General features: G+C 64.6%; 17 protein-coding genes. 4 read left to right on the forward strand and 13 right to left on the reverse strand.

Annotation, left to right across the window (positions count from 1 at the left end):
- Positions 1 to 137 precede the first annotated feature (137 nt).
- The 6 genes from flhB to flgB all read right to left on the reverse strand — a co-directional run bounded on the left by flhB (position 138) and on the right by flgB (position 3596).
- A complete protein-coding gene (gene flhB / locus P0R31_RS14545) occupies positions 138 to 1217 on the reverse strand; it encodes a flagellar biosynthesis protein FlhB (RefSeq protein ID WP_036013070.1) in 1080 nt (359 codons plus the stop codon).
- Between the two features lie 13 nt (positions 1218 to 1230).
- Complete coding sequence (gene fliR, locus P0R31_RS14550; protein WP_027575944.1) at positions 1231 to 2001, reverse strand: flagellar biosynthetic protein FliR; 771 nt, start codon at positions 1999 to 2001, stop codon at positions 1231 to 1233.
- 17 nt (positions 2002 to 2018) lie between these two features.
- On the reverse strand, positions 2019 to 2282 hold the full coding sequence (gene fliQ, locus P0R31_RS14555) for a flagellar biosynthesis protein FliQ (protein WP_025037372.1): 264 nt from the start codon (positions 2280 to 2282) through the stop codon (positions 2019 to 2021).
- Between the two features lie 133 nt (positions 2283 to 2415).
- The gene (gene fliE, locus P0R31_RS14560) at positions 2416 to 2730 is read right to left on the reverse strand and encodes a flagellar hook-basal body complex protein FliE (protein WP_157280796.1); all 315 of its coding nucleotides are present in this window, start codon (positions 2728 to 2730) and stop codon (positions 2416 to 2418) included.
- A gap of 16 nt (positions 2731 to 2746) precedes the next feature.
- Positions 2747 to 3172: a flagellar basal body rod protein FlgC gene (gene flgC / locus P0R31_RS14565; protein ID WP_271500961.1), complete on the reverse strand. Its 426-nt coding sequence runs from the start codon at positions 3170 to 3172 to the stop codon at positions 2747 to 2749.
- 19 nt (positions 3173 to 3191) lie between these two features.
- Positions 3192 to 3596 carry a flagellar basal body rod protein FlgB gene (gene flgB / locus P0R31_RS14570; protein ID WP_275514662.1) on the reverse strand — a complete coding sequence of 135 codons (405 nt, stop codon included), beginning with the start codon at positions 3594 to 3596 and terminating at the stop codon, positions 3192 to 3194.
- Between the two features lie 351 nt (positions 3597 to 3947).
- Here flgB and P0R31_RS14575 point away from each other — a divergent pair, with 351 nt between their 5' ends.
- A complete protein-coding gene (locus P0R31_RS14575) occupies positions 3948 to 4922 on the forward strand; it encodes a flagellar biosynthetic protein FliO (protein WP_275514663.1) in 975 nt (324 codons plus the stop codon).
- Positions 4919 to 5677: a flagellar type III secretion system pore protein FliP gene (gene fliP / locus P0R31_RS14580; protein WP_036013079.1), complete on the forward strand. Its 759-nt coding sequence runs from the start codon at positions 4919 to 4921 to the stop codon at positions 5675 to 5677. Before P0R31_RS14575 ends, fliP begins: the two co-directional genes overlap by 4 nt.
- Positions 5678 to 5857: 180 nt before the next feature.
- Here fliP and P0R31_RS14585 read toward each other — a convergent pair whose 3' ends face one another.
- From P0R31_RS14585 to P0R31_RS14595, 3 genes are all read right to left on the reverse strand, one after another.
- Positions 5858 to 9580, reverse strand: coding sequence for a tetratricopeptide repeat protein (locus P0R31_RS14585; RefSeq protein ID WP_275514692.1), 3723 nt, complete (start codon positions 9578 to 9580; stop codon positions 5858 to 5860).
- A gap of 214 nt (positions 9581 to 9794) precedes the next feature.
- Positions 9795 to 10700, reverse strand: coding sequence for a tetratricopeptide repeat protein (locus P0R31_RS14590; RefSeq protein ID WP_275514664.1), 906 nt, complete (start codon positions 10698 to 10700; stop codon positions 9795 to 9797).
- Between the two features lie 65 nt (positions 10701 to 10765).
- The gene (locus tag P0R31_RS14595; RefSeq protein WP_275514665.1) at positions 10766 to 11488 is read right to left on the reverse strand and encodes a FecR family protein; all 723 of its coding nucleotides are present in this window, start codon (positions 11486 to 11488) and stop codon (positions 10766 to 10768) included.
- Between the two features lie 297 nt (positions 11489 to 11785).
- On the opposite strand from P0R31_RS14595, the gene P0R31_RS14600 reads away from it, so the two are divergent.
- Positions 11786 to 15874: a VCBS domain-containing protein gene (locus P0R31_RS14600; protein ID WP_275514666.1), complete on the forward strand. Its 4089-nt coding sequence runs from the start codon at positions 11786 to 11788 to the stop codon at positions 15872 to 15874.
- A 21-nt stretch (positions 15875 to 15895) separates the two neighbouring features.
- On the opposite strand, the gene P0R31_RS14605 is transcribed toward P0R31_RS14600, so the two are convergent.
- Entirely contained in the window at positions 15896 to 16093 is a 198-nt protein-coding gene (locus P0R31_RS14605) for a hypothetical protein (protein ID WP_275514667.1), read from the reverse strand.
- Positions 16094 to 16372: 279 nt separating this feature from the next.
- Here P0R31_RS14605 and P0R31_RS14610 point away from each other — a divergent pair, with 279 nt between their 5' ends.
- The gene (locus P0R31_RS14610) at positions 16373 to 16612 is read left to right on the forward strand and encodes a hypothetical protein (protein WP_036013084.1); all 240 of its coding nucleotides are present in this window, start codon (positions 16373 to 16375) and stop codon (positions 16610 to 16612) included.
- 64 nt (positions 16613 to 16676) lie between these two features.
- On the opposite strand, the gene P0R31_RS14615 is transcribed toward P0R31_RS14610, so the two are convergent.
- From P0R31_RS14615 to fliM, 3 genes are read right to left on the reverse strand one after another with little or no spacing between them, the layout of a single operon-like run.
- Entirely contained in the window at positions 16677 to 17435 is a 759-nt protein-coding gene (locus P0R31_RS14615; RefSeq protein WP_275514668.1) for a MotE family protein, read from the reverse strand.
- A gap of 25 nt (positions 17436 to 17460) precedes the next feature.
- Positions 17461 to 17907 carry a DUF6468 domain-containing protein gene (locus tag P0R31_RS14620; RefSeq protein WP_275514669.1) on the reverse strand — a complete coding sequence of 149 codons (447 nt, stop codon included), beginning with the start codon at positions 17905 to 17907 and terminating at the stop codon, positions 17461 to 17463.
- The gene (fliM, locus tag P0R31_RS14625) at positions 17904 to 19106 is read right to left on the reverse strand and encodes a flagellar motor switch protein FliM (protein ID WP_036027916.1); all 1203 of its coding nucleotides are present in this window, start codon (positions 19104 to 19106) and stop codon (positions 17904 to 17906) included. Before fliM ends, P0R31_RS14620 begins: the two co-directional genes overlap by 4 nt.
- Positions 19107 to 19115 lie beyond the last annotated feature (9 nt).

A 19115-nucleotide genomic window follows, 5' to 3' on the forward strand; every position in this document is an offset into this window, starting at 1 on the left:
CTGTCGGCAGAGAATCAACGCGCACCGGGCGCGTGGGGTCCTCCCTGCCTGAATCGGACCCTGAGGTGCAAGGGCAGCAGCGGCAAAAGGTACGCTGATTCCCAGATTACGGCCATTTCCGGTACTTTTCGGGCATCTTATCCCCGCCCGGCGCTGAATCCGCGCTTCAGGCGCATGACGTAGCCGATGACTTCGGCAACGGCATGGTAGTGCTCGGTCGGGATCTCCTGGTCGATGTCCACGGTGGCGTAGAGCGCGCGGGCCAGCGGCACGTTCTCCACGATCGGGATGTCGTGCTCGCGCGCGATCTCCCGGATCTTGAAGGCGAGATTGTCGACGCCCTTGGCAACGCAGATCGGCGCGGTCATGCCGCGCTCGTAGGACAGCGCCACCGAATAGTGGGTCGGGTTGGTGATGATCACGGAGGCCTTGGGAACCGCCGCCATCATGCGCTTCTTGGCGCGCTGCTGCCGCAGCTGCCTGATCTTGCCCTTGATGTGGGGGTCGCCTTCGGACTGCTTGTACTCTTCCTTGATCTCCTGAAGCGACATCTTCTGCCGCTGGAACCAGCTGCGGTACTGGAAGAAATAGTCGGCGATGGCGACAATCGCGAGCGCGGCGACCACCGCGCCGAGCAGTTGGATGGTCATGCTGGTGCTGGCGCCGAGCATGGCGGCCGGATCGAGCCTGACCATCGCCTCCATGCGGTGCCGCTCCGGCCACAGGATCATTGTCATGACCACGGCCAAGGCGACCAGCTTGCCGATGCCCTTGAGAAAATTGGCCGCCGCCTGCTTGCCGAAGATGCGTTTGAAGCCGGCACCCGGCGAAATCTTGTTGAATTTGGGCTTGAGGGACTCGGCCGACCAAACCAGCCGATGCTGCAGCATGTTGCCGGCAATGGCCGCCAGCACCAGCATCAACAGGGGCACGCCGACCGCGGCAAGCACGGCGAGCTCGATCTGCTGCATCAGCGCGAGCAGGGCCTTGCCGTCGGTCTTGATCATCCAGGAATTGGCAAGCAGGTTGCGCATCGGCGTCAGCAGCCCGCTGCCGACCGAGCCCGAGAAGGTGGAGACGACGAGCGTGCCGCCCGCCATCATGAACCAGGTGTTGATCTCCTGGCTCTTGGCGACGTCGCCGCGTTCGAGCGCATCGTCGAGGCGCTTTTGCGTCGGGTCTTCTGTTTGACTTTCGGGATCGTTGTCTTCCGCCACCGATCGATCCCCCTCACTTGAGCGGCATCATCTGGTGCATGACACCGATGAAGTAGTCGAGAAAGGTGCCCATCATCGCGGTGAGCACTACGGCAAGCACCAGGAAGCCCGCGAAGATCGACAGCGGCACACCGACGAAATAGACCTGCATCTGCGGCATCAGCCGCGCCAGCACGCCCAGTCCGATATTGAAGACGAGGCCGAACACCAGGAACGGCCCGGAGAGCTGCAAGCCGAGGCGGAACGCGGCGGCGAAGGCACGCGTCGCAAGCGAGGCGACGTCGCCGCTCGACACGGTCTCGCCCGGCGAGAAGATCGTGTAGCTGTCGTTCAGCGCCGCGATCACCAGGTGATGGCTGTCGGTGGCAAACAGCAGCGTCACGCCCAGCATGGTCAGGAAATTGCCGACCAGCACGCCCTGCTGGCCCTGCGTCGGATCGACCGAGGTGACGAAGCCGAGCCCCATCTGCTGCGCGATCACGGATCCCGCAACCTGGAGCGCCGACAACGTCACGCGCGCGGTCGCGCCGAGCACGATGCCGATCGCGATCTCATGCAGCATCAGCACCAATAGCGGCGCCAGCGAGCCCATGTCGACCTGATAGGCGTTGCGATGCAGCGGCAGGATGATCAGCGTGAGCAGCAGCGCGATCGACAGCTTGATCCGCGTCGGGATGTTGGTCTCGCCGAGTCCGGGCAGCAGCATCACCATCGCGCCGACCCGGGCGAAGGCGAGCATGAAGGAAGCGGCGAGCGCCGGCAGCAGGGAGACGTCGATGCGCATAATTCACGCATAGTGCCTCAGCCGCCTATGATTCGCGACGATATCCGCAGCATGTGGGCGTGCATCGAATCGGCCATGAACGGCAGCGCCAACAGCATAGTGGCAAAGATGGCGAGGATCTTCGGCACGTAGATCAGCGTCTGCTCCTGGATCTGCGTCAGCGCCTGGAACAGCGACACGATGACGCCGACCACGAGGCCGACCACCATCAGCGGCGACGACACGATCACGATGGTCCAGATCGCATCGCGCGCGACGTCGAGGGTCTCGGGTCCGGTCATCTGCAGAATTCCTACTCTGAGTTGTTGTTCGTCATTCCGGGGCTCGCGCAGCGAGAGCCCGGAATCCATACTCCCGATCGTGGTTATGGATTCCGGGCTCGCGACTTCGTCGCGCCCCGGAATGACAACCTCGTCAGATCGGCATCTTCATGATGTCTTCATAGGCCGCGATGACGCGGTCGCGGACCGAGACCAGTGTGGACACCGCGACATCGGTGTCTGCGACCGCCGTGACCACGTCCATCACGTTGGCCTTGCCCGAGGCCATCGCCACCGTCTGCGCGTCGGACTTGCGGCCGGATTCCACGACGCTGCCGACGGCGTCCTTCAGCAGCGCGGCGAAGGATTGCCCGTTCGGTTCGCTGCCCTTGCCGGCGCCGGTGCCGGTGTTCTCCAGCACGCGGGCGAGGCTGGCGTAAGCATTGGCGGCGATTGTCGGTGATGCCATGGCTCAAATGTCCTGTTCAGCTCTTGAGGATGTCGAGCGTGCGCTGGATCATCCGGCGCGTCGCACTGATGATGTTGAGGTTGGCCTCGTAGGACCGCTGCGCGTCGCGCATGTCGGTCATCTCGACCACCGAGTTCACGTTGGGATATTTGACGTTGCCGCTGGCATCCGCCGCCGGATTGTTCGGCTCGTATCTGACGCGGAAGGCGGACTGGTCGGGCTTGATCCTGCCGAGGGTGACGACCTGCGCCTCGAGCGTGCGGTCGAGCGCGGATGAGAAGGTCGGCACCTTGCGCCGGTAGGGATCGCCGCCGGCGGTCTGCGCCGTCGAATCCGCATTCGCGATGTTCTCCGAGATCACCCGCATGCGGCCGGCCTGCGCGCGCAGGCCCGAGGTCGCGATTGCCATGGAGCGGGCGAAGTCGCTGCTGTCATTTGCCATGATCCGCCTCCTTTAGGGCCTAACCTTTGCCGATCGCAGTCTTGAGCAGGCGCAGGCTCTTCGAATAGAGCGAGGTCACCGCCGCGTAGTCCATCTGGTTGCTGGCGGCCTTCATCATCTCCTCCTCGAGATTGACGGCATTGCCGGCGGGGCGGGTCTCGAAGCCCGCATTCTTGTTCTGGTCGAAGGCGGAAGGGGCCCCCGACGGCGCCAAATGCGAGGCGCTGGTCCGGGTCAGGACCAAGGGCCCCATGGACCCCGCGACGGCACCGGCCTTGTCGAACTTGGGCTCGACCAGGTCGCGCGGCCGGAATTTCGGCGTGTCGGAATTGGAGACGTTCTCGGACAGGACGCGCTGGCGCTCCTGATGCCACTGCATCTTGGTGCGAAGCACCGACAGTTCCGGAATATCGTTGATGGACATCGTCGCGGCTCCCTCCGCCCCGACGGACCCTAGGGACCGCCGCTAGGCAGAATTTGCCGCCTGTATGGTTAACAGCTGGTTAAGGACCGGTCGCGATGCATGTCCCCAGCCGAAACTGATTCTTGCGCCCCGCCATTCGACGCCGCGAAAAGTGGCATTAACCCAGCCGTTTGGCGAGACGTGCACAGGGCAAGAAGTCGTTTTGGATCGGGCGATTCATGGGTTATTAAGAGTTGGGGACGGCAAAACTTGCCGTGGAACGTTAAGAAATCGCAGTTTGGGGCATCGTCCGCCGGTGGTCGATTCGACTGACCATGGGCACGAAAAAAGCGCCATTTGTCGGGGACAAGTATGCAAGGCAGCCCTATCACCTTCATCGTCGCGTTCATCGTCGTTCTGGCGTTGATCGGCGTCGCTGCATGGCTGGTTCGCCGATTCGCCGGTAGCCGCATCGGCGCCAACACCCAGCGCGGCCGGATGCCCCGCCTCGCCGTGATCGACGCCGCCGCGGTCGACGGCCGGCGCCGCCTGGTGCTGGTCCGGCGCGACAATGTCGAGCATCTGCTGATGATCGGCGGCCCGACCGACATCGTCGTCGAGCCCAACATCGTTCGCGCCGCGCCTAGCCGCGACCAGATTCCGCAACGTCCGAGTGCTGCCGAACCGCCGCGCCTTGCCCCCCTGCCCGATGCCGGCGGCTGGGCCGACGACGCGCCGCGGCCCGAGCTGCTCGATCATCCCGAGCCGCAAATGCCCGAGCCGCCGCCGCGGCCCGCGCGGCCATCCTTCGCCGACGAAGTGCGCCGGCCTGCGCCTGCACTGGCCGAACGCCGCAGCGAGCCGGCTCTGGGCGGCTTTACGCCGGAGCCGATCGCGCCACGTCCCGAGCGCGAACCGCGGCCCGAGCCGCTGCCGCCGCGCATCGCCCGCGGCGAGCCGCCGCTGATGCCGCGTCCGCCGCGCGGCAGTGAGCCGATGAAGATGCCGCCGGTGCGGGCCGAGCGCGCCGCAGCACCACCGCCTCCTCCGCCCGTGCCGCAGGCTGCGCCCGTTCCGCCGCCGGTAGCGGCTGCCGCGCCCTCGAGCGCCGAGCAGAATCTCGCCGAAATGGCGCAGCGACTCGAGGCTGCCCTGCGCCGCCCGGCCGGGGAAACGGTCGCGCCTCCGGTTGCGCCGGAGCCGCCGCCCGCTCCGGCGCGCGCCGCCCGCAGCGAGCCGCCGGCACCGCCCGCTGCTCCGGCGAAGCCGGCTGCAGAAAAGACCAGCTTTGAAAATCTCGAAGACGAGATGGCCTCCCTGCTCGGCCGTCCGAAGCCCTCTTCGTGAGGTTGCCCGCCCTCCCGCGTAGAGTTCTTTTCCTTTCTGTCCTGGTCGGCGCGGCTTCGCTCGCAATGCCGTCGCATGCCCAGGACATCAGCATCAATCTCGGCGGCGGCGCCGGTGGCGGCGGCGTCACCGAGCGCGCGATCCAGCTGATCGCGCTGCTCACGGTGCTCTCGATCGCCCCGTCGATCCTGATCATGATGACGTCGTTCACCCGCATCGTGGTGGTGCTGTCGCTGCTGCGCACCGCGATGGGCACTGCGACCGCCCCGCCGAACTCGGTGATCATCGCGCTCGCGATGTTCCTCACCTTCTTCGTGATGGGCCCGGTGCTGCAGAAATCCTACGACGAGGGCATCCGCCCGCTCGTCGCCAACCAGATCGGCGTCGAGGACGCGTTCCAGCGCGCCTCCGTGCCCCTGCGCGGCTTCATGCAGAAGAACGTGCGCGAAAAGGACCTGAAGCTGTTCCTGGATCTCTCCGGCGAGCCGCCGCCGGCCACGCCCGACGATCTCGCCCTGCGCATTCTCGTCCCCGCCTTCATGATCTCCGAGCTGAAGCGCGCCTTCGAGATCGGCTTCTTGTTGTTCCTGCCGTTCCTGATCATCGACCTCGTCGTCGCCTCCGTGCTGATGTCGATGGGCATGATGATGCTGCCGCCGGCGACGATCTCGCTGCCGTTCAAGCTGATCTTCTTCGTGCTGGTCGACGGCTGGTCGCTGGTGGCCGGGAGCTTGGTGCAGAGTTACGGGGGGTGAGGCTTCGTTCGCTGCCGCGTCCTTTCCGCTCTCAGCGACGGCCCCCGCTCCCTGCTCGTCATTGCGAGGAGCCCTTGCGACGAAGCAATCCAGACTGCCGCCGCGGAAAGAGTCTGGATTGCTTCGCTGCGCTCGCAATGTCGAGTTTGTGGCGCGGTCACGGGCCGCGCGGCGACAGTCCTACCGCGTCATCTTGATCTGCCGCACGACCGGGATCGTGGGCAGCGAGCCGGTGTGGTCGCTCGTATCTTTGGCCTGCGGCGCGCCGGGCGCGCGGGCGGTGGCGTCGGGGAAGCGCTGCTTCATCTCGCGCAGGAAGCCGTCGAGCGTGTCGACGCTGGCAGCGAGCTTGGCGATCTCGGCGAATTCGGCGCTGGAGGCTGCGGCCGGCTTGCTCGCAATGTCGAAGGCGAGACGGTCGGCGCTCTCGCTCATCAGCGGGGCGTATTTCTCGCGGAAGCGCGACAGGCCGATCGAATCGTCGGCGAGGGCGTAGCCGACGGCGGCGCGGATGATGTCGCTCTTCTCGACCGCATTGAGCGGCTTGAAGTCGCGGAAGCGGTCTCCGTAATAGAGCTCGATCTGCTCAGCGGACTCGCGCCAGCGCCGCGCCGCCCAGAAGATGTCGGAGCGCAGGCGGAGCACTTCCCGCCCGGCGACGTTGGAGACGATGTCGAGCGCGAGATCGTGACGGCCGACGTCGCTCTGCGCGCGCGCCTCCAGCAGCAGGCGCTGCTGCCGGAGCTCCCCGGAGAGATCGCTGATGCGGCTCGCGCGCAGCGCGGTAATGGCCAAGTCGGGCTTGCGGTTGGCGAGATAGATCATGGCGAGGCGCGCGGCGACCTGGGCGCGCGCGGCGCCTTCGAGGCGATGATCTATCTGGTATTGCAGGAGCTCGGCGGCCTGGTCGAGCAGATCGATCGAGGCGAGACGGTCGGCGAGACGGCGGATCAGCTCGTCGCCGCGGCGGCCGATCGGCGTCAGCTCGCGGAACTCGTAGAACATCCCGAGCGCCTCGACCGGCGGCAGCTCGTCGCCCTTCGGCCCGAGGAAGATCTGCGTGAACAGCTCGGAGGCGAGATCCTGCGCCTGACGCGAGGCTTCGGCGTTCGGCTGTAGCCGCGTCGCGGTGCGCGCGGCGGTGAGCGCATCGCGGTAGCGCCCGTTCTGGGCATAGAGGCGCGACAGCATCTGCAGCGTCTTGACCTCGATCGCATCGCCGCGCCAGGTCATCGACAGCGTCTCGAGCTCGCGCAGCGCCTCTTCCTTGCCGATCTCGTCGCGCTTCTGACGCAGCGCGATCTCGAGCTGCTTGGCCTCGGCCGCAGCCGGACGATCATTCGAGGCGACCGCCAGCTTGTAATCGTCGAGCGCATCCTTATCGTGGCCGAGCGCCTCGGCGAGCCGGCCGCGCAGCACGGCGAAGCCTGGCGCGGCCTCGGGCGGGACACCGACCACCTCGAGCTCGCTGCGGCGCTTGGAGGCGCCGGCATAGTCCTTCACCTCGAGGGATGCGCGCATCGCGTCCATCGTCACGATGCGCTGGATGTCGAGCGGCAGCGAAGCGATAGCGAATTCGACGTTCTTGAACTTCTCGCGCGCATCGGCCCATTTGCCCTGCCGCGCATAGGCGAGCGCCTTCCAAAGCTGGGAATCGTGGCTGTTGCCGATCGCAGGATTGGCGAGATCCTTCAGGCCCTGCGCCGGCCGGCCGATCAGGATGTTGGCGATCGCATGCATGATCAGCGCGCCGCTCTCCTCCTTGTTGAGCGGATCGCTCAACATCACGTCGGTCACGGCCTTGGCCTCGTGATACATGGCGCGCGACATGTAGAATTGCGCAAGATCGAGCCGCGGCAGCGAACGCAGCGCCGGCTCGACCGCCGAGATCGCCGTCATCAGCTCGCCCTGGCGCGCCACGAAGTTTTCCGACTGGCCCTTGCGCCAGCCTTCGGGACTGAAGATCGGGCGCACGGCGGTCGGCGCCCGCTCGGCCGAGATGTCGACCGGCGACAGGGTCAAGCCGCCCTTCTTGCCGAGAATGACCTTGTCGGAGCCGACCTCGACGCCGATTTCGTCGGAGTTCGGCCGGATCGCGATGCCGTGCGCGGATTCCAGCAGCGAGAGATCGACGAGGTCCTGCCGCTTGATGAAGCCGCGCACCGGCCGCAGCGCGGTGACGACATAGAGCGTGTCGCCGGCATCGGGATCGGTGAGCTTGTGCAGCTGGCCCGGATTGGCGAAGGGGATCGCGATATTGGCGAGCGCGGGATCGGTGATGTTGCGCGACATCATCAGCGGCAGCGGCGTCGCCTGGATCTTGTCGGCGAGCGTCAACATCCAGTTGGTCTCCTTGCCGACCTCCTCGCTCGTCAGCGAATAGACCAGCGGGCGGGTGAGACGGATGCGCACCGCCTGCGCCTTGTCGAGCGGGATCCGGCCGACCTCGCCGATCATCGCGCCGCCCTTGGTGCGAATCGCCTCGACATCGACGGGCTTCGGCGTATCGAACACCAGCCACACGGTGTCGCCGCGGCGGAACGCCGCCGCCGGCGTTGCGACCTGAAACGGGAACGTCACGCGCAAGCCGTCGCTGTCGCGGCGCGCATCGACGCTGGCAATCGCGGGCGCGACCGGCACCTCCGCCGGCCCAGCCTTGGCAGCATCCTTGCCAGCCTCCTTGGCAGCATCCTTGACCGGTTCCTTCGCGACCTCCCTGGGCGCTTCGACGGGCGCAGCCGCAGCCGCCGGCGACGGCTTCGCAGCTTCCTTGGGCGGTTGGGCCGCTTCGGCCGCGAGAGAGGCTGCCGGTTTCGGCGCGTCGGCGGGCGGCAGCGCGGCGGGCGCTTCCACCTTCACCTCGGGCCTGATGTCGATCCTGGCCTCGCGCGCGATCGTCTCGGAGGTCGGCGGTGGGAGCTCGCGATGGGCCTCCTTCTTCTCAGCGGCGGGCTTTTCCGGTGCAGGTGCAGCGGCAGCGGCAGCCGCCGGCCCGCGACCGACCGGCTTCATCTGCGCGATCGTCGCCTCGGGCGTTGCCGCCAATTTACCCTTGTCGGGCTGGAAGGAGACGTCGACGACGTAGTTCTTCTCGTCGCGGAACGAATGCACGTCGGCATCGCCGACCAGCGCGATCTCGACATTGGTCTGGTCGATATCGGACTTCTGCTTGATCGAGGCGACGTTCGACGGCGCGGCGAGGACCGCGTCCGCCAGGTCGAAATTGAGATTGGCGTTGAAGATGAGCGTCAGCTTCTGCTCGTTGAGCACGGAGGAGACGCCGACCCCGTCGGGCATCTCGAACACGAAGCGCACGAAGGTCGGCTGCACCGAGGCGCGCACGCGGATCGGCGGACGCTTCCTGGACTCCGCGGCGGCACGCTGGGCGCGCAGCGCACGCTCTGCCGCGCGTGCCCGCTCGGCAAGCTCCTTGACCACGTCCATGGGCAGGCTCGGCGGCGGCCCCTTCCAGCCCTCGGGCAGCAGGTCGATGAAGGTGCGCTCGCCGGCGTTCATGGTGTTGACGGTGACGCGCCGCGCCAGCGACAGGCGGATGGCGCCGCCGTCAGGGTCGCGGCGGGCGGAATTGACGTAATCGGGCGCGCCTTCCGGAATGCGCTCGACGGGAACATCGACGGGCCGGTCGAAGCGGATGACAAGGATCGAGCCCGCGGTCGTCACCTCGGAGGGAACGTCCTCGCCGAGCTTGATGACGAGACGGGCAAAGCCGCCACCGGCTGAAAACGTCGCCTCGCCCCTGATCGGATCGGCCGCCTGGCCGGGCGCCGCAAGGCCAAGCAGGAGACAGGCCGCCATCAAGGCCGCGGCGCGGGCGTGACGCGACAAGCCCCGCGCCGATGCGCGGGCTCGCGACACAAATCCAGCGGCAGCCTCTCGCGCCATTGGCGGCATTTCTTCCGGTTCGGCGGTCATGCCGGCACTGGCGCCGGCCCGTGCCGTCGACTGTAGGTCTCGCCCATTAAGGACTTGTTAATGCTATGTCTTGATTTGCGGGAACAGCACGCCGTGCCGGATGGAGCTGGGGCCGGTCCGCCAGTTTGAATTTGAGACGCAGGCGGTTAAGCAGTTGTTAACGGCTGCACGACGTCGCGGCCGGTCAGTCCCTTTGCGGCACCCCATAGCGGACAAAGTCTTCGGCGATTCGGGCCTCGATCCTTTTGGCCGCCGAGATATCGCTATTGCCGCCGTCTGTATCGCCGAGCTTGAATCTGGCGACCCCGCGACCGTACAGCGCGCTCGCCAGCTTGGGGGCGTACCGCAGCGCCGCGTTGTAGTCGTCGATAGCCGCGGAGAGTTGTCCAATTTTCAGATTTATCAGGGCTCGCGAATCGTATGTCGCGGCGTTACCCGCTCCCGATCGAAGCACCATGTCGCAGTCCTCCATCGCAGCCTGCAAGGCACCAAGGACGGCCCGGGCCCAACAGCGTCCGCTCCAAGCCACCTCCAGCTTCGGGTCAAGGCGAATTGCTTCGTCATAGTCCTGCGCTGCACGGTCGTACGCATTCCTCTTCAAGAACGCTGCCGCACGGTTGGCAAAGGCAGTGGCATAGTTGGGGTTGAGCTTCAGCGCCTCCTGAAAAGCGCCAAGGGCGAGGTCGTGTGAGCCCGTCCTCAGATAGGCCACTCCGAGGTTGTTGAAGGCTTTCGCATAATTCGGGTTATGCCGGGTCGCTGCGACGAAATCCTTGATCGCGCCTTCGTAGTCGGCTTTGGCGCTATGGGCATTGCCCCTGTTGTTGTGGGCGACGGCAAAGCCATTTGTGCTCCCCTCGCCCGCATCGATAAAGGCCGTGCAGGCCTCGATGCGAGCTTCGGGCGAGACCCGATCTGACCCGTTACATAGCTCGATATTCTTGAGTGAGCTGCTCTTCTTCGACGTCTGCGCCAAGCCTGACGAACCGGAGAGTCCAACGATCAGAATGAGCATCCCTGCCCTGATGACACTGGCCCGTGCGATTTTCACACCAAGCGCCGAACTCCGCGAGCGAAACGAAGCACTCATGTTGCGTCTCTCTGCCGGGCCGGACGCTGCGCCGGCATCACGGCGGCTTCGGCCGAGCAAACGTCTCAGCACCCCCGACAGATGATGAGCCTGCGATTGGCGCTTCGATCGGACTCCGGCGCCGCGCCTGCCGGTGGCTTCTTCAGGAGCTTGCTTTTGCCCTCTTCAATCAGCGTGGAAAATTTGGCCGATCCGTCATCAGAAATCTCGATGTGCGGCGTCGTACCTCGGATCCCCAACGTGGCAACGGGCGTATCGACCTTCATATCGCCGGTCTTCGCAACATTGCCCGCAACAAAAGTGAACGTTCCCTTGGCAAGACTGAATAGGGTCGCGTTGGACTTGCCGGCCGGCTCATACACATAGTGATCCAGCACCATACGGGCGTTGCTCGATAAATTGAACGAGCTGCCGTCGCTAAGATTTATTCCGACCCGGCCGTCGTCTCCGGTCAGCACCACATCACCAAGATAGACGGGATCACCCCTCTTGGCCTGGCCGGGCTCACTTGAGACATTCGCTTGAACGATCACTGCGCCCGCATGTTCGATCGTGACGGAGCCTGTGGCCGTCGCCACCTTCCCGATCGGTTTGGAAGACGAGTTGGCGACGGCGGGCCCGGCGGAATCGACTTGCGCTTGAGCCGCACTCGGCAAGAAATTTAGAAGCGCCAAGACCAGGCCCGCCGCTATTGAGGATATTTTGGTTCTGCACATGATCCCCCCTTTCTCGAGAGACCTTGCGGCTGTCGGCGGCTCCATTTTTTGAGTCGCGACGCGCAGCAACAACAAACATAATTCTTGTTTAATATGATTAATCGTCCTACTTTATCGCGGCGCTATGAAAATTCCACAAATTAAATACATCTGGCTTGTCAATTTAATCACTTTGGCGGGAGGAATGCGCGAATGGCGGTACGCGTCACCGTCGCCGCGCAATGCAACTCTCGATAGCAGATTTGATGATTTCGGCGGGCATGCCATCGGCTGCCGGCGCCCAGGATATTTGTCCTTTGGCGAGGGCCGCCCCGAATAGACCACGGCAGCACGCCGAGCCTGAATCGATCACCCAGGCGAGGTCGAGCCATGTCAGCATCCGACATCCAGGTTGGTACCAGGCCCGCAATGGCCTTGCCCGTCCAAATCATCGGACATATTCAGACAGTGATTGGTTGCGGTACGCTTACGCGAGCCAGCGGCATCGCCACACTGGCCGTAGCTGGCGCGCCTGTCTATCGGACTGACGTGATAGAGACCGATGCCGACGGACAGATCACAGTTCGCTTCATCGACGGTACTTCCTTCGACATCTCCTGCGGCACTCGCGTCTCGCTGAGCGCATTCGTGTTCGAAGCCGAAGGCGAGCCATCGACGGCCCTCCTCGACCTGACCCGAAGGAGCTCCACTTCAGCACCAGGCCGGCCGGCAGAAGCCCGGTCTCACCAGCCGAACACGTCAATTGCAGGCATTCGTGCCCGGAGTCACGCAGGCGGGTCCGGAATGCTGACGCTTGCAGCATTGACTTTCTCGCTTGGACAAAATGCCGAAGCCGCGGACCCGGACGTCACGCTCCTCGATGACGACTCCATCACTTACAAGGACCTTGCGCATGGTGCATTCGAGCTCGTGACCAAGGAGCCGATCCCGCGGCGCATCATCGTCGACGATCCCGGCGAGACGATCGTGCTCAGGAAGGTGGGCTCCAGCATCAGTATCAATCAGGTCACGAACACGGCCGCTCGCATGGACGAGTTGCACGCCGCGCAACAGGACGTGCTCGCCAATCTCGAAGGACAGGGGCCGCATGGCTCAAGCACGCCTCCCTTCGTCAAATCCCAGTCACTGCAGCCGATCAATTTCATTCAGCCGGATGCGCCCGCACTGCAAATTGCGCCGAGTACGCTGCCATTCATCACTCTGGCGTCTCTTGAACCGGCACCACCGAGTCTCAGCACCGGAGCTGGGCCAATTGAGCTCGACACGGTGGTGTTTGATACATTCGCTGCAACGACAGGAACCTTCAGTGCCAGCGGCGGCAGCGGTGGCGGCAAGCTGAGCTTTGGCGTCGTCGGGGCGAACTCCGGCAATACGGTCCTGGGCGGAGTGACATACGATTTGTGGAAGGTAGGTTCCTATGGAGTGCTCTACGTCAACAGCACGAGCGGCGCCTACAGGTTCGAGCCTGACGATGCCGCAATCAACGCGCTGAAGGCGCCCACGACCGACGGCTTCGTTATCACCGCCTCCAACGGAGTTACCTTCGTCAGCCAGACCTTCACGATCGCCATTAACGGTGTCGACGACGCCGCAATCATCTCCGGCACCACGACAGGGTCTACGATCGAGGCTGGCGGCATCGCCAACCGAACGCCTGGCACGCCGGTTGCGACCGGCACCCTCACGGACACGGACGTCGACGATCCGCCCAATACATTCACCGCAGTGAGCACGCCAACAGCGAGCGCCGGTGGCTATGGCACCTTCACCATGACGGCCTCCGGCGTGTGGACCTACACTTTGGACGACGCCAGCCCGGCCGTGCAGAGGCTCAATGCCGGCCAAACGCTAACCGACAGCTTCACGGTGACCACGATCGGAGGCACGCCCCAGGTGGTCACGATCACCATCCACGGAGCCAGTGATGCAGCGGTCATCTCCGGCGACACGACCGGCGCCGTCACCGAGGCTGGCGGCGTCGCCAATGCAAATCCCGGCACGCCCATCGCGACCGGCACCCTCACCGATACCGACGTCGACACGATCGCAAATGCATTCACGGCCGTCGACTCGCCGACGGCGAGCGCCGCCGGCTACGGCACCTTCACCATGACGGCAGCGGGCGTGTGGACCTACACGCTAGACAACGTCAGCAGTGCGGTGCAGGCGCTCAATGGTGGGCAGACACTGACCGACAGCTTTACGGTGTCGACTCTGGACGGAACCGCCCAAGTAGTGACGATCACCATCCACGGCAGCAACGATGCTGCCGTGATTTCCGGCACAACCGCCGGATCGGTGACCGAGGCCGGAGGCGTCGCCAACGCGGCACCCGGCGCGCCGAGCGTAACGGGCTCGCTCGTTGCCGCCGACGTCGACAATGCATCCAATACTTTCACAACCGTGAGTTCGCCCAAGGCGAGCACGGGTGGTTACGGTACCTATACGATCACCGCGGCCGGCGCGTGGACCTACATGCTCGACAATGCAAGCGGCGCGGTGCAGGCGCTGAATGTCGGCGACACACTCACCGACAGCTTTACTGTCACTAGCCTCGACGGCACGCCGCAGACGGTGACGATCACCATTCACGGCAGCAACGACGCGGCCCTCATTTCCGGCACCACGACCGGCTCAGTGACCGAGGCAGGAACCTTCTCGCCCGGCGTTCCCATCGCGACTGGCACGCTGACCGATACCGACGTCGACAACGCGCCGAATACGTTCACCGCGATCTCTTCACCGACCGCGAGCGATGACGGATACGGCACCTTCACGATGACCGCAGCCGGCGCATGGACGTACACCCTCGACAACAACAACAGCGTGGTTGAGGCTCTCGATTCCGGCGACACCCTGACCGACACATTCACGGTGACCGCGATCGACGGTACCACGCAGACGGTGACCGTCGCCATTCATGGCGCCAGCGATGCCGACCCCAACGATTTTGACAACCTGGCCACCGGATCCGTCGTGATCTCCGATCCCCCGAACGTGTACGGAACGCCGGGGAGCGAAACCATCGCCGGCGGCGGCGACACAGGTCAGGTCATCTATGCGGGAGCCGGCAGTGATACGGTCAATGGGACCGGCAAGACGGACGTTCTCTATGGCGGCTCAGGCAATGACACGATCAAGGGCAACGATGGCAATGATGCCATCTACGGCGGCTCGGGAAACGATACGGTAAACGGCAACAACGGCGCCGATACCATAACCGGCGGATTTGGTGCGGACCAACTCACCGGCAGCAATGGCAACGATCGTTTCGCATATTTGTTCGTCGCCGATTCCCGCGCCGGTCAGTTCGACACCATCACCGACTTCGCATCGGGAGCGGACAGGATCGACCTGACCGCCTTCGGCGCGCTCGGGTTTGCCATCCTGGCGTTGAGCTCAACCAACACGACGGTGCCGCCACATACGATCGCCTGGATCTATGACAGCGCGTCGAACGAAACCATCGTGTACGTCAACCCAACGGACCAGACCCTGCAGATCGGCGATTCCAGTCTGCTCGAAATCCATTTGCAGGGGATTGCAACCGTCGATGCCTCGGACTTCATCCTGGCGCCAGCGGCGCCTGTCGTGGCGGTCGCCAGCGAGCTGACCGACCTCACCGCAACCCTGCAGAGTGATGCGGCCGGGGTAATGACGATCACTTCCGAGATCTCGTCCGACTCCGGAAGCGGCGACGGCACGCTCCTCGCAGAGAGTCCGGACATCCAGTCAAGCGAGCCGCTCCACAACCTGGATACGCCTTCGGACCAGATCGAACGAACTGAGTATTCGAGCATCTCCAGTTCGGACCCGATGCAAACGCCCTCGACCGAAACACTCCGCATTGTTGCGGTGGCTCCTTCGGGCAGCGGACCGTCTGCGATATCGCAATACGTCGCCGCACCGACGGAGGCCAGTTTTGTCTTCGACCACCTGGCCGGTCCCGACACAGCATTGCTGGCCAAAAGTGGCGCGGTTGCCGGAAGCGGCCACATGCCTGACATTGCCATCGCCGCGCTGAATTTTGACCAGAATGCCGCCGAACAGCACGCCGGGCGCGGGCTTGCACCGGGGAGCAATGCCGGGAATCACGGCGCCTCGCCTCAAGGAAACGCCGACGAGGCGGCTCATGCCCACGGTCGTCCCAACGATGGAATGGCAGAGACGACGCTCAATCCGAGCCTTCTGAAGTCGTCGAGCGGAGGCGCCAACCATTCGCTTGCGAGCGAGACGCAGCAGCTCGGCGACTCATTCCAGTTCAAGGATAACGCTTCGCAGGGCTCACAGCAGAGCGTGGTGCCGGATCATCTGGACTTCGCCGGTCATCCCGGCCACGCTGGAGGGTTCCACAGGCTCGAACTGGCGTTCACGCCTGAACCATCTCCGCCCGATGTTGATCCGCCTCATGGCCCAAGTCCGGCTCACGGCCACGGCTTGCACGATCTGATCTTGTGACGCCCCGAGCCAACGGGCTCTTCAGTGTTGCTTCCCGGCGCCATCGGGCGCCGAGGAGCTCTCTTCGCCAAGAGAAGATTGATCATCGTTGCCGACCTCGCCATCCGGCGGCGCGGCATGCTGATGGCTTAGTGCGGATGTCCATGCGGATGTCATCGCCGCTATGATCATCCGGTTGACGGCCTCGATGACGCGTTCTGCTGCGGACGAGTAGTTCATGGCCCTCCTCCTGCGCTGCCGACTGCGAATGACCGAAGCGTAGGACGTCGCCTTGAGCACCACTGTACGCCACTTCACACCTGCGCGCGTCAAGTCATCGCAGTCCCGGAGGATGCCGCCTGCCCCGGCTGCATCCGCCACGGGATTCTGATTTCCACCTTGACGAGTTGCTGAGCGCGCGCACTCACAACCTTCGGCTCGTTGCGGTTCGCGCGCGACTCTGAATCAGATGTGAGTCTCGGCGATGCAAATCGCATTGGTTAGCTCTGGGGGTAATCAATGAGCGGAGAAGCCGGTTGCATTGTGTGTAGCAGAGCAAGAGCGGTCGTCGCGATCGTCCCGATTGCCAGAGGATATGCCCTGAAGACATATGAATGCGCCTGTTGCCACAGCACCCTGCAGCTCGTGACCCGCGTCTCAAAGGCGGCGCTGATCAAGCAGCAGGTCAATATCCTCGCCCAGATGGAGCAGCAGTTGCGCCCGCCTGTTCGCAGGGTGCAACAGGCCTTTGCGAATTAGGCGCACGAGGCATTTCGCTGGGCTTCAGTCGAACGACCGCGCGACAGCGCGCGGATTCGAGCCCTCAATTTGGCTTTTGCGTCGGCTTGCCGTCGATCTTGGGCAATTCGCCGGCCGAGGCAGACTGATCGCCGCCGCCATTGGCGCGGCGGGCCATCTCGACGGTCAGCCGCTCGGCGGCTTCCGATGACATCAGGCCCAGGATGTCCGACATCTTGCGCGGCGCGATCGCCGAGGCGATCTCGATCAGCACGCCCATTTCGAGCCGGTCGAACACCCGCGCGGCATCCTTGGGCTTCATGCCCTCGTACATGGTCACGAGGCCCTTCATGCGCTGGGCTTCGGCGGCCTTCTGCTCGGCCTGGGTTGCGGAGATGCGGGTTTCCACCGCCTTCATCTCCTCGACCTTGGTCTCGATGCGCTTCTCGGCCGACTTGAGCAGGCTTTCGCGGATGTCGATCTCGCGCTGGCGCGCCTCGATCTCCTGCCGCCGCGCCTGCAGCCGTTCCAGGACCGCGCGCTCCGAGGCCGAGATCTGCGGCTGGGTCTCGTCGATCTTGACCGGGGTGCCGCCCTCCATCTTGGTCTCGGGTGCCGCCGGCTTCGGTGGTTCCTTCGGCGCGCTCGATCCCGTGATGTCGAGATCGTCGCGGCCGGTCGGGAAATTCAGGTTCTCTTCCGCCCAGGATTTCTTGCTCAGGTTCGGCTTGTAGTCGAAGACATAGCCGCCGTTGATCGCGAGGCCCGCCACCTTCAGCGTGGCGAGGCCGGCGACGGCGACCAGGACGACCGGAATGACGCGGATGTTACGAAAGGACTTCATACCCTGACTTCATGCGGCAAGGACTTCATGCGGCAAGCCCGTTGGATCGTCGGCGCTCGGAGAAGGCTTCGGCGGCCGCCGCCACCGCCTTCGCGGACGACGGCTTGGGCGCGGCCGCGGCGACCGTCTCCGGATTGGTGACGGGACGCGCGGCGATCGCGATCTTGGACAGGCGCCGCACCACGTTGTCGGCCTCGCCGAGCTGCTTGTAGAGCTGATCCGACATCTGCGTCGCGGCGGCGAGCTGGCTGCCAAGGTTCTCGTTGACGTCGCGCACGGCAAGCTTCAGCCCGCCGATCGCGCGCTCGGCGATCTCGGTCGCGGTGATCAGCTCGGCGATGACGGCCTTCAGCGAATGCTCGTCCGCCTTCAGCCGCCTCAAGCGCTTGTTGAGCGTGACGCAGTAGACGATCGTCAGCATCAGCAGGATAGCCACCAGCGTCTCGATCGCCAGTCCCAGGGAGTGGTTCATGGGGCCTCCATCATCTTGTTCTGCTCGTCCACCTTCTCGAACATCGCAAGTGTCGTACTTGGCTTGCGCAAGGGTTTCGTCACACGGATCGCCACGCGGTCGCCGACCCGGCCCATCCGCCCCTCGGTCAGCGTGACGTCGCCGCAGCGCACGGTGACGTTGGCGTCGGCGCGCATGTCGAGCGGCAGCGTGTCGCCCACCTTGAGCCGCATCAGCTGCTTGAGCGGAATGTCGGCCTCGTAGAGCACGGCGTCGACGGCGATCTCGGCCTGCACGATCTCGGTGGCGAAGTGGCCCTCCCAGACCGGGTCGCGGCCGAACTTTTCGCCCATGAACATCTGGAGCAGGACGCCCCGGATCGGCTCGATGGTCGCGTAGGGCAGCAGCAGCTCGATGTTGCCGCCGCGGTCTTCCATGTCGATGCGCAGGCGCACCAGGATCGCGGCGTTGGCGGGACGGCTGATCGCGGCGAAACGCGGATTGGTCTCGAGCCGGTCGATCGAGAATGTCACCGGCGATAGCGGCCGGAACGCCTGCTCGGCGTCGGCCAGCACCACCTCGACCAGCCGCTTGACCAGCTCGGTTTCGATCGTGGTGTAGGGCCGGCCCTCGATGCGCAGCTGGCTGGTGCCGCGGCGGCCGCCGAGCAGCACGTCGATCATCGAATAGATCAGGTTGGAATCGACCGTCGCCATGCCGAAGTTCTCCCACTCCTCGGCCTTGAAGACGGTGAGGACGGCGGGCAGCGGGATCGAGTTCATGTAGTCGCCGAAGCGCACCGAGGTGATGCGGTCGAGCGAGACTTCGACGTTGTCGGAGGTGAAATTGCGCAAGGAAGTCGTCATCAACCGCACCAGGCGATCGAAGACGATTTCGAGCATCGGCAGGCGCTCGTAGGAGACCATCGCCGAATCGATGATCGCGCGAATGCCGGAATGGTCGTCGAGCGTGACGTCGCCGACGGTGAAGCCGAGGAGATTGTCGATCTCCTCCTGGGACAACACCCGCTCGCCGGAGTTCTTGCCGGTGCCGAGATCGCGGCTGCCGTCCTCGACCATGGCGGCCCATTGCAGGGCCATGGTCTCCGACAGCTCGTTCTCGGCGGCAGCCTTAGCCGCCTCGGCGGGATCCTCGCTATCGAGCGAGGCCTCCCACTGGGCGGCAATTGCATCCTGGTCGACTTGGTCGTTGCCCGCCATGATCCCTAG

Origin of the sequence: Bradyrhizobium yuanmingense, assembly GCF_029167105.1 — a bacterium.
Taxonomy (GTDB): domain Bacteria; phylum Pseudomonadota; class Alphaproteobacteria; order Rhizobiales; family Xanthobacteraceae; genus Bradyrhizobium; species Bradyrhizobium yuanmingense_A.

What these genes read in the sequence shown, in the direction of transcription:
- fliR (WP_027575944.1), bottom strand. Translation starts at nt 2,001, where the DNA reads ATGCGCATCGACGTCTCCCTGCTGCCGGCGCTCGCCGCTTCCTTCATG.
- fliQ (WP_025037372.1), bottom strand. Translation starts at nt 2,282, where the DNA reads ATGACCGGACCCGAGACCCTCGACGTCGCGCGCGATGCGATCTGGACC.
- fliE (WP_157280796.1), bottom strand. Translation starts at nt 2,730, where the DNA reads ATGGCATCACCGACAATCGCCGCCAATGCTTACGCCAGCCTCGCCCGC.
- flgC (WP_271500961.1), bottom strand. Translation starts at nt 3,172, where the DNA reads ATGGCAAATGACAGCAGCGACTTCGCCCGCTCCATGGCAATCGCGACC.
- flgB (WP_275514662.1), bottom strand. Translation starts at nt 3,596, where the DNA reads ATGTCCATCAACGATATTCCGGAACTGTCGGTGCTTCGCACCAAGATG.
- P0R31_RS14575 (WP_275514663.1), top strand. Translation starts at nt 3,948, where the DNA reads ATGCAAGGCAGCCCTATCACCTTCATCGTCGCGTTCATCGTCGTTCTG.
- P0R31_RS14585 (WP_275514692.1), bottom strand. Translation starts at nt 9,580, where the DNA reads ATGGCGCGAGAGGCTGCCGCTGGATTTGTGTCGCGAGCCCGCGCATCG.
- P0R31_RS14590 (WP_275514664.1), bottom strand. Translation starts at nt 10,700, where the DNA reads ATGAGTGCTTCGTTTCGCTCGCGGAGTTCGGCGCTTGGTGTGAAAATC.
- P0R31_RS14600 (WP_275514666.1), top strand. Translation starts at nt 11,786, where the DNA reads ATGTCAGCATCCGACATCCAGGTTGGTACCAGGCCCGCAATGGCCTTG.
- P0R31_RS14605 (WP_275514667.1), bottom strand. Translation starts at nt 16,093, where the DNA reads ATGAACTACTCGTCCGCAGCAGAACGCGTCATCGAGGCCGTCAACCGG.
- P0R31_RS14610 (WP_036013084.1), top strand. Translation starts at nt 16,373, where the DNA reads ATGAGCGGAGAAGCCGGTTGCATTGTGTGTAGCAGAGCAAGAGCGGTC.
- P0R31_RS14615 (WP_275514668.1), bottom strand. Translation starts at nt 17,435, where the DNA reads ATGAAGTCCTTTCGTAACATCCGCGTCATTCCGGTCGTCCTGGTCGCC.
- P0R31_RS14620 (WP_275514669.1), bottom strand. Translation starts at nt 17,907, where the DNA reads ATGAACCACTCCCTGGGACTGGCGATCGAGACGCTGGTGGCTATCCTG.
- fliM (WP_036027916.1), bottom strand. Translation starts at nt 19,106, where the DNA reads ATGGCGGGCAACGACCAAGTCGACCAGGATGCAATTGCCGCCCAGTGG.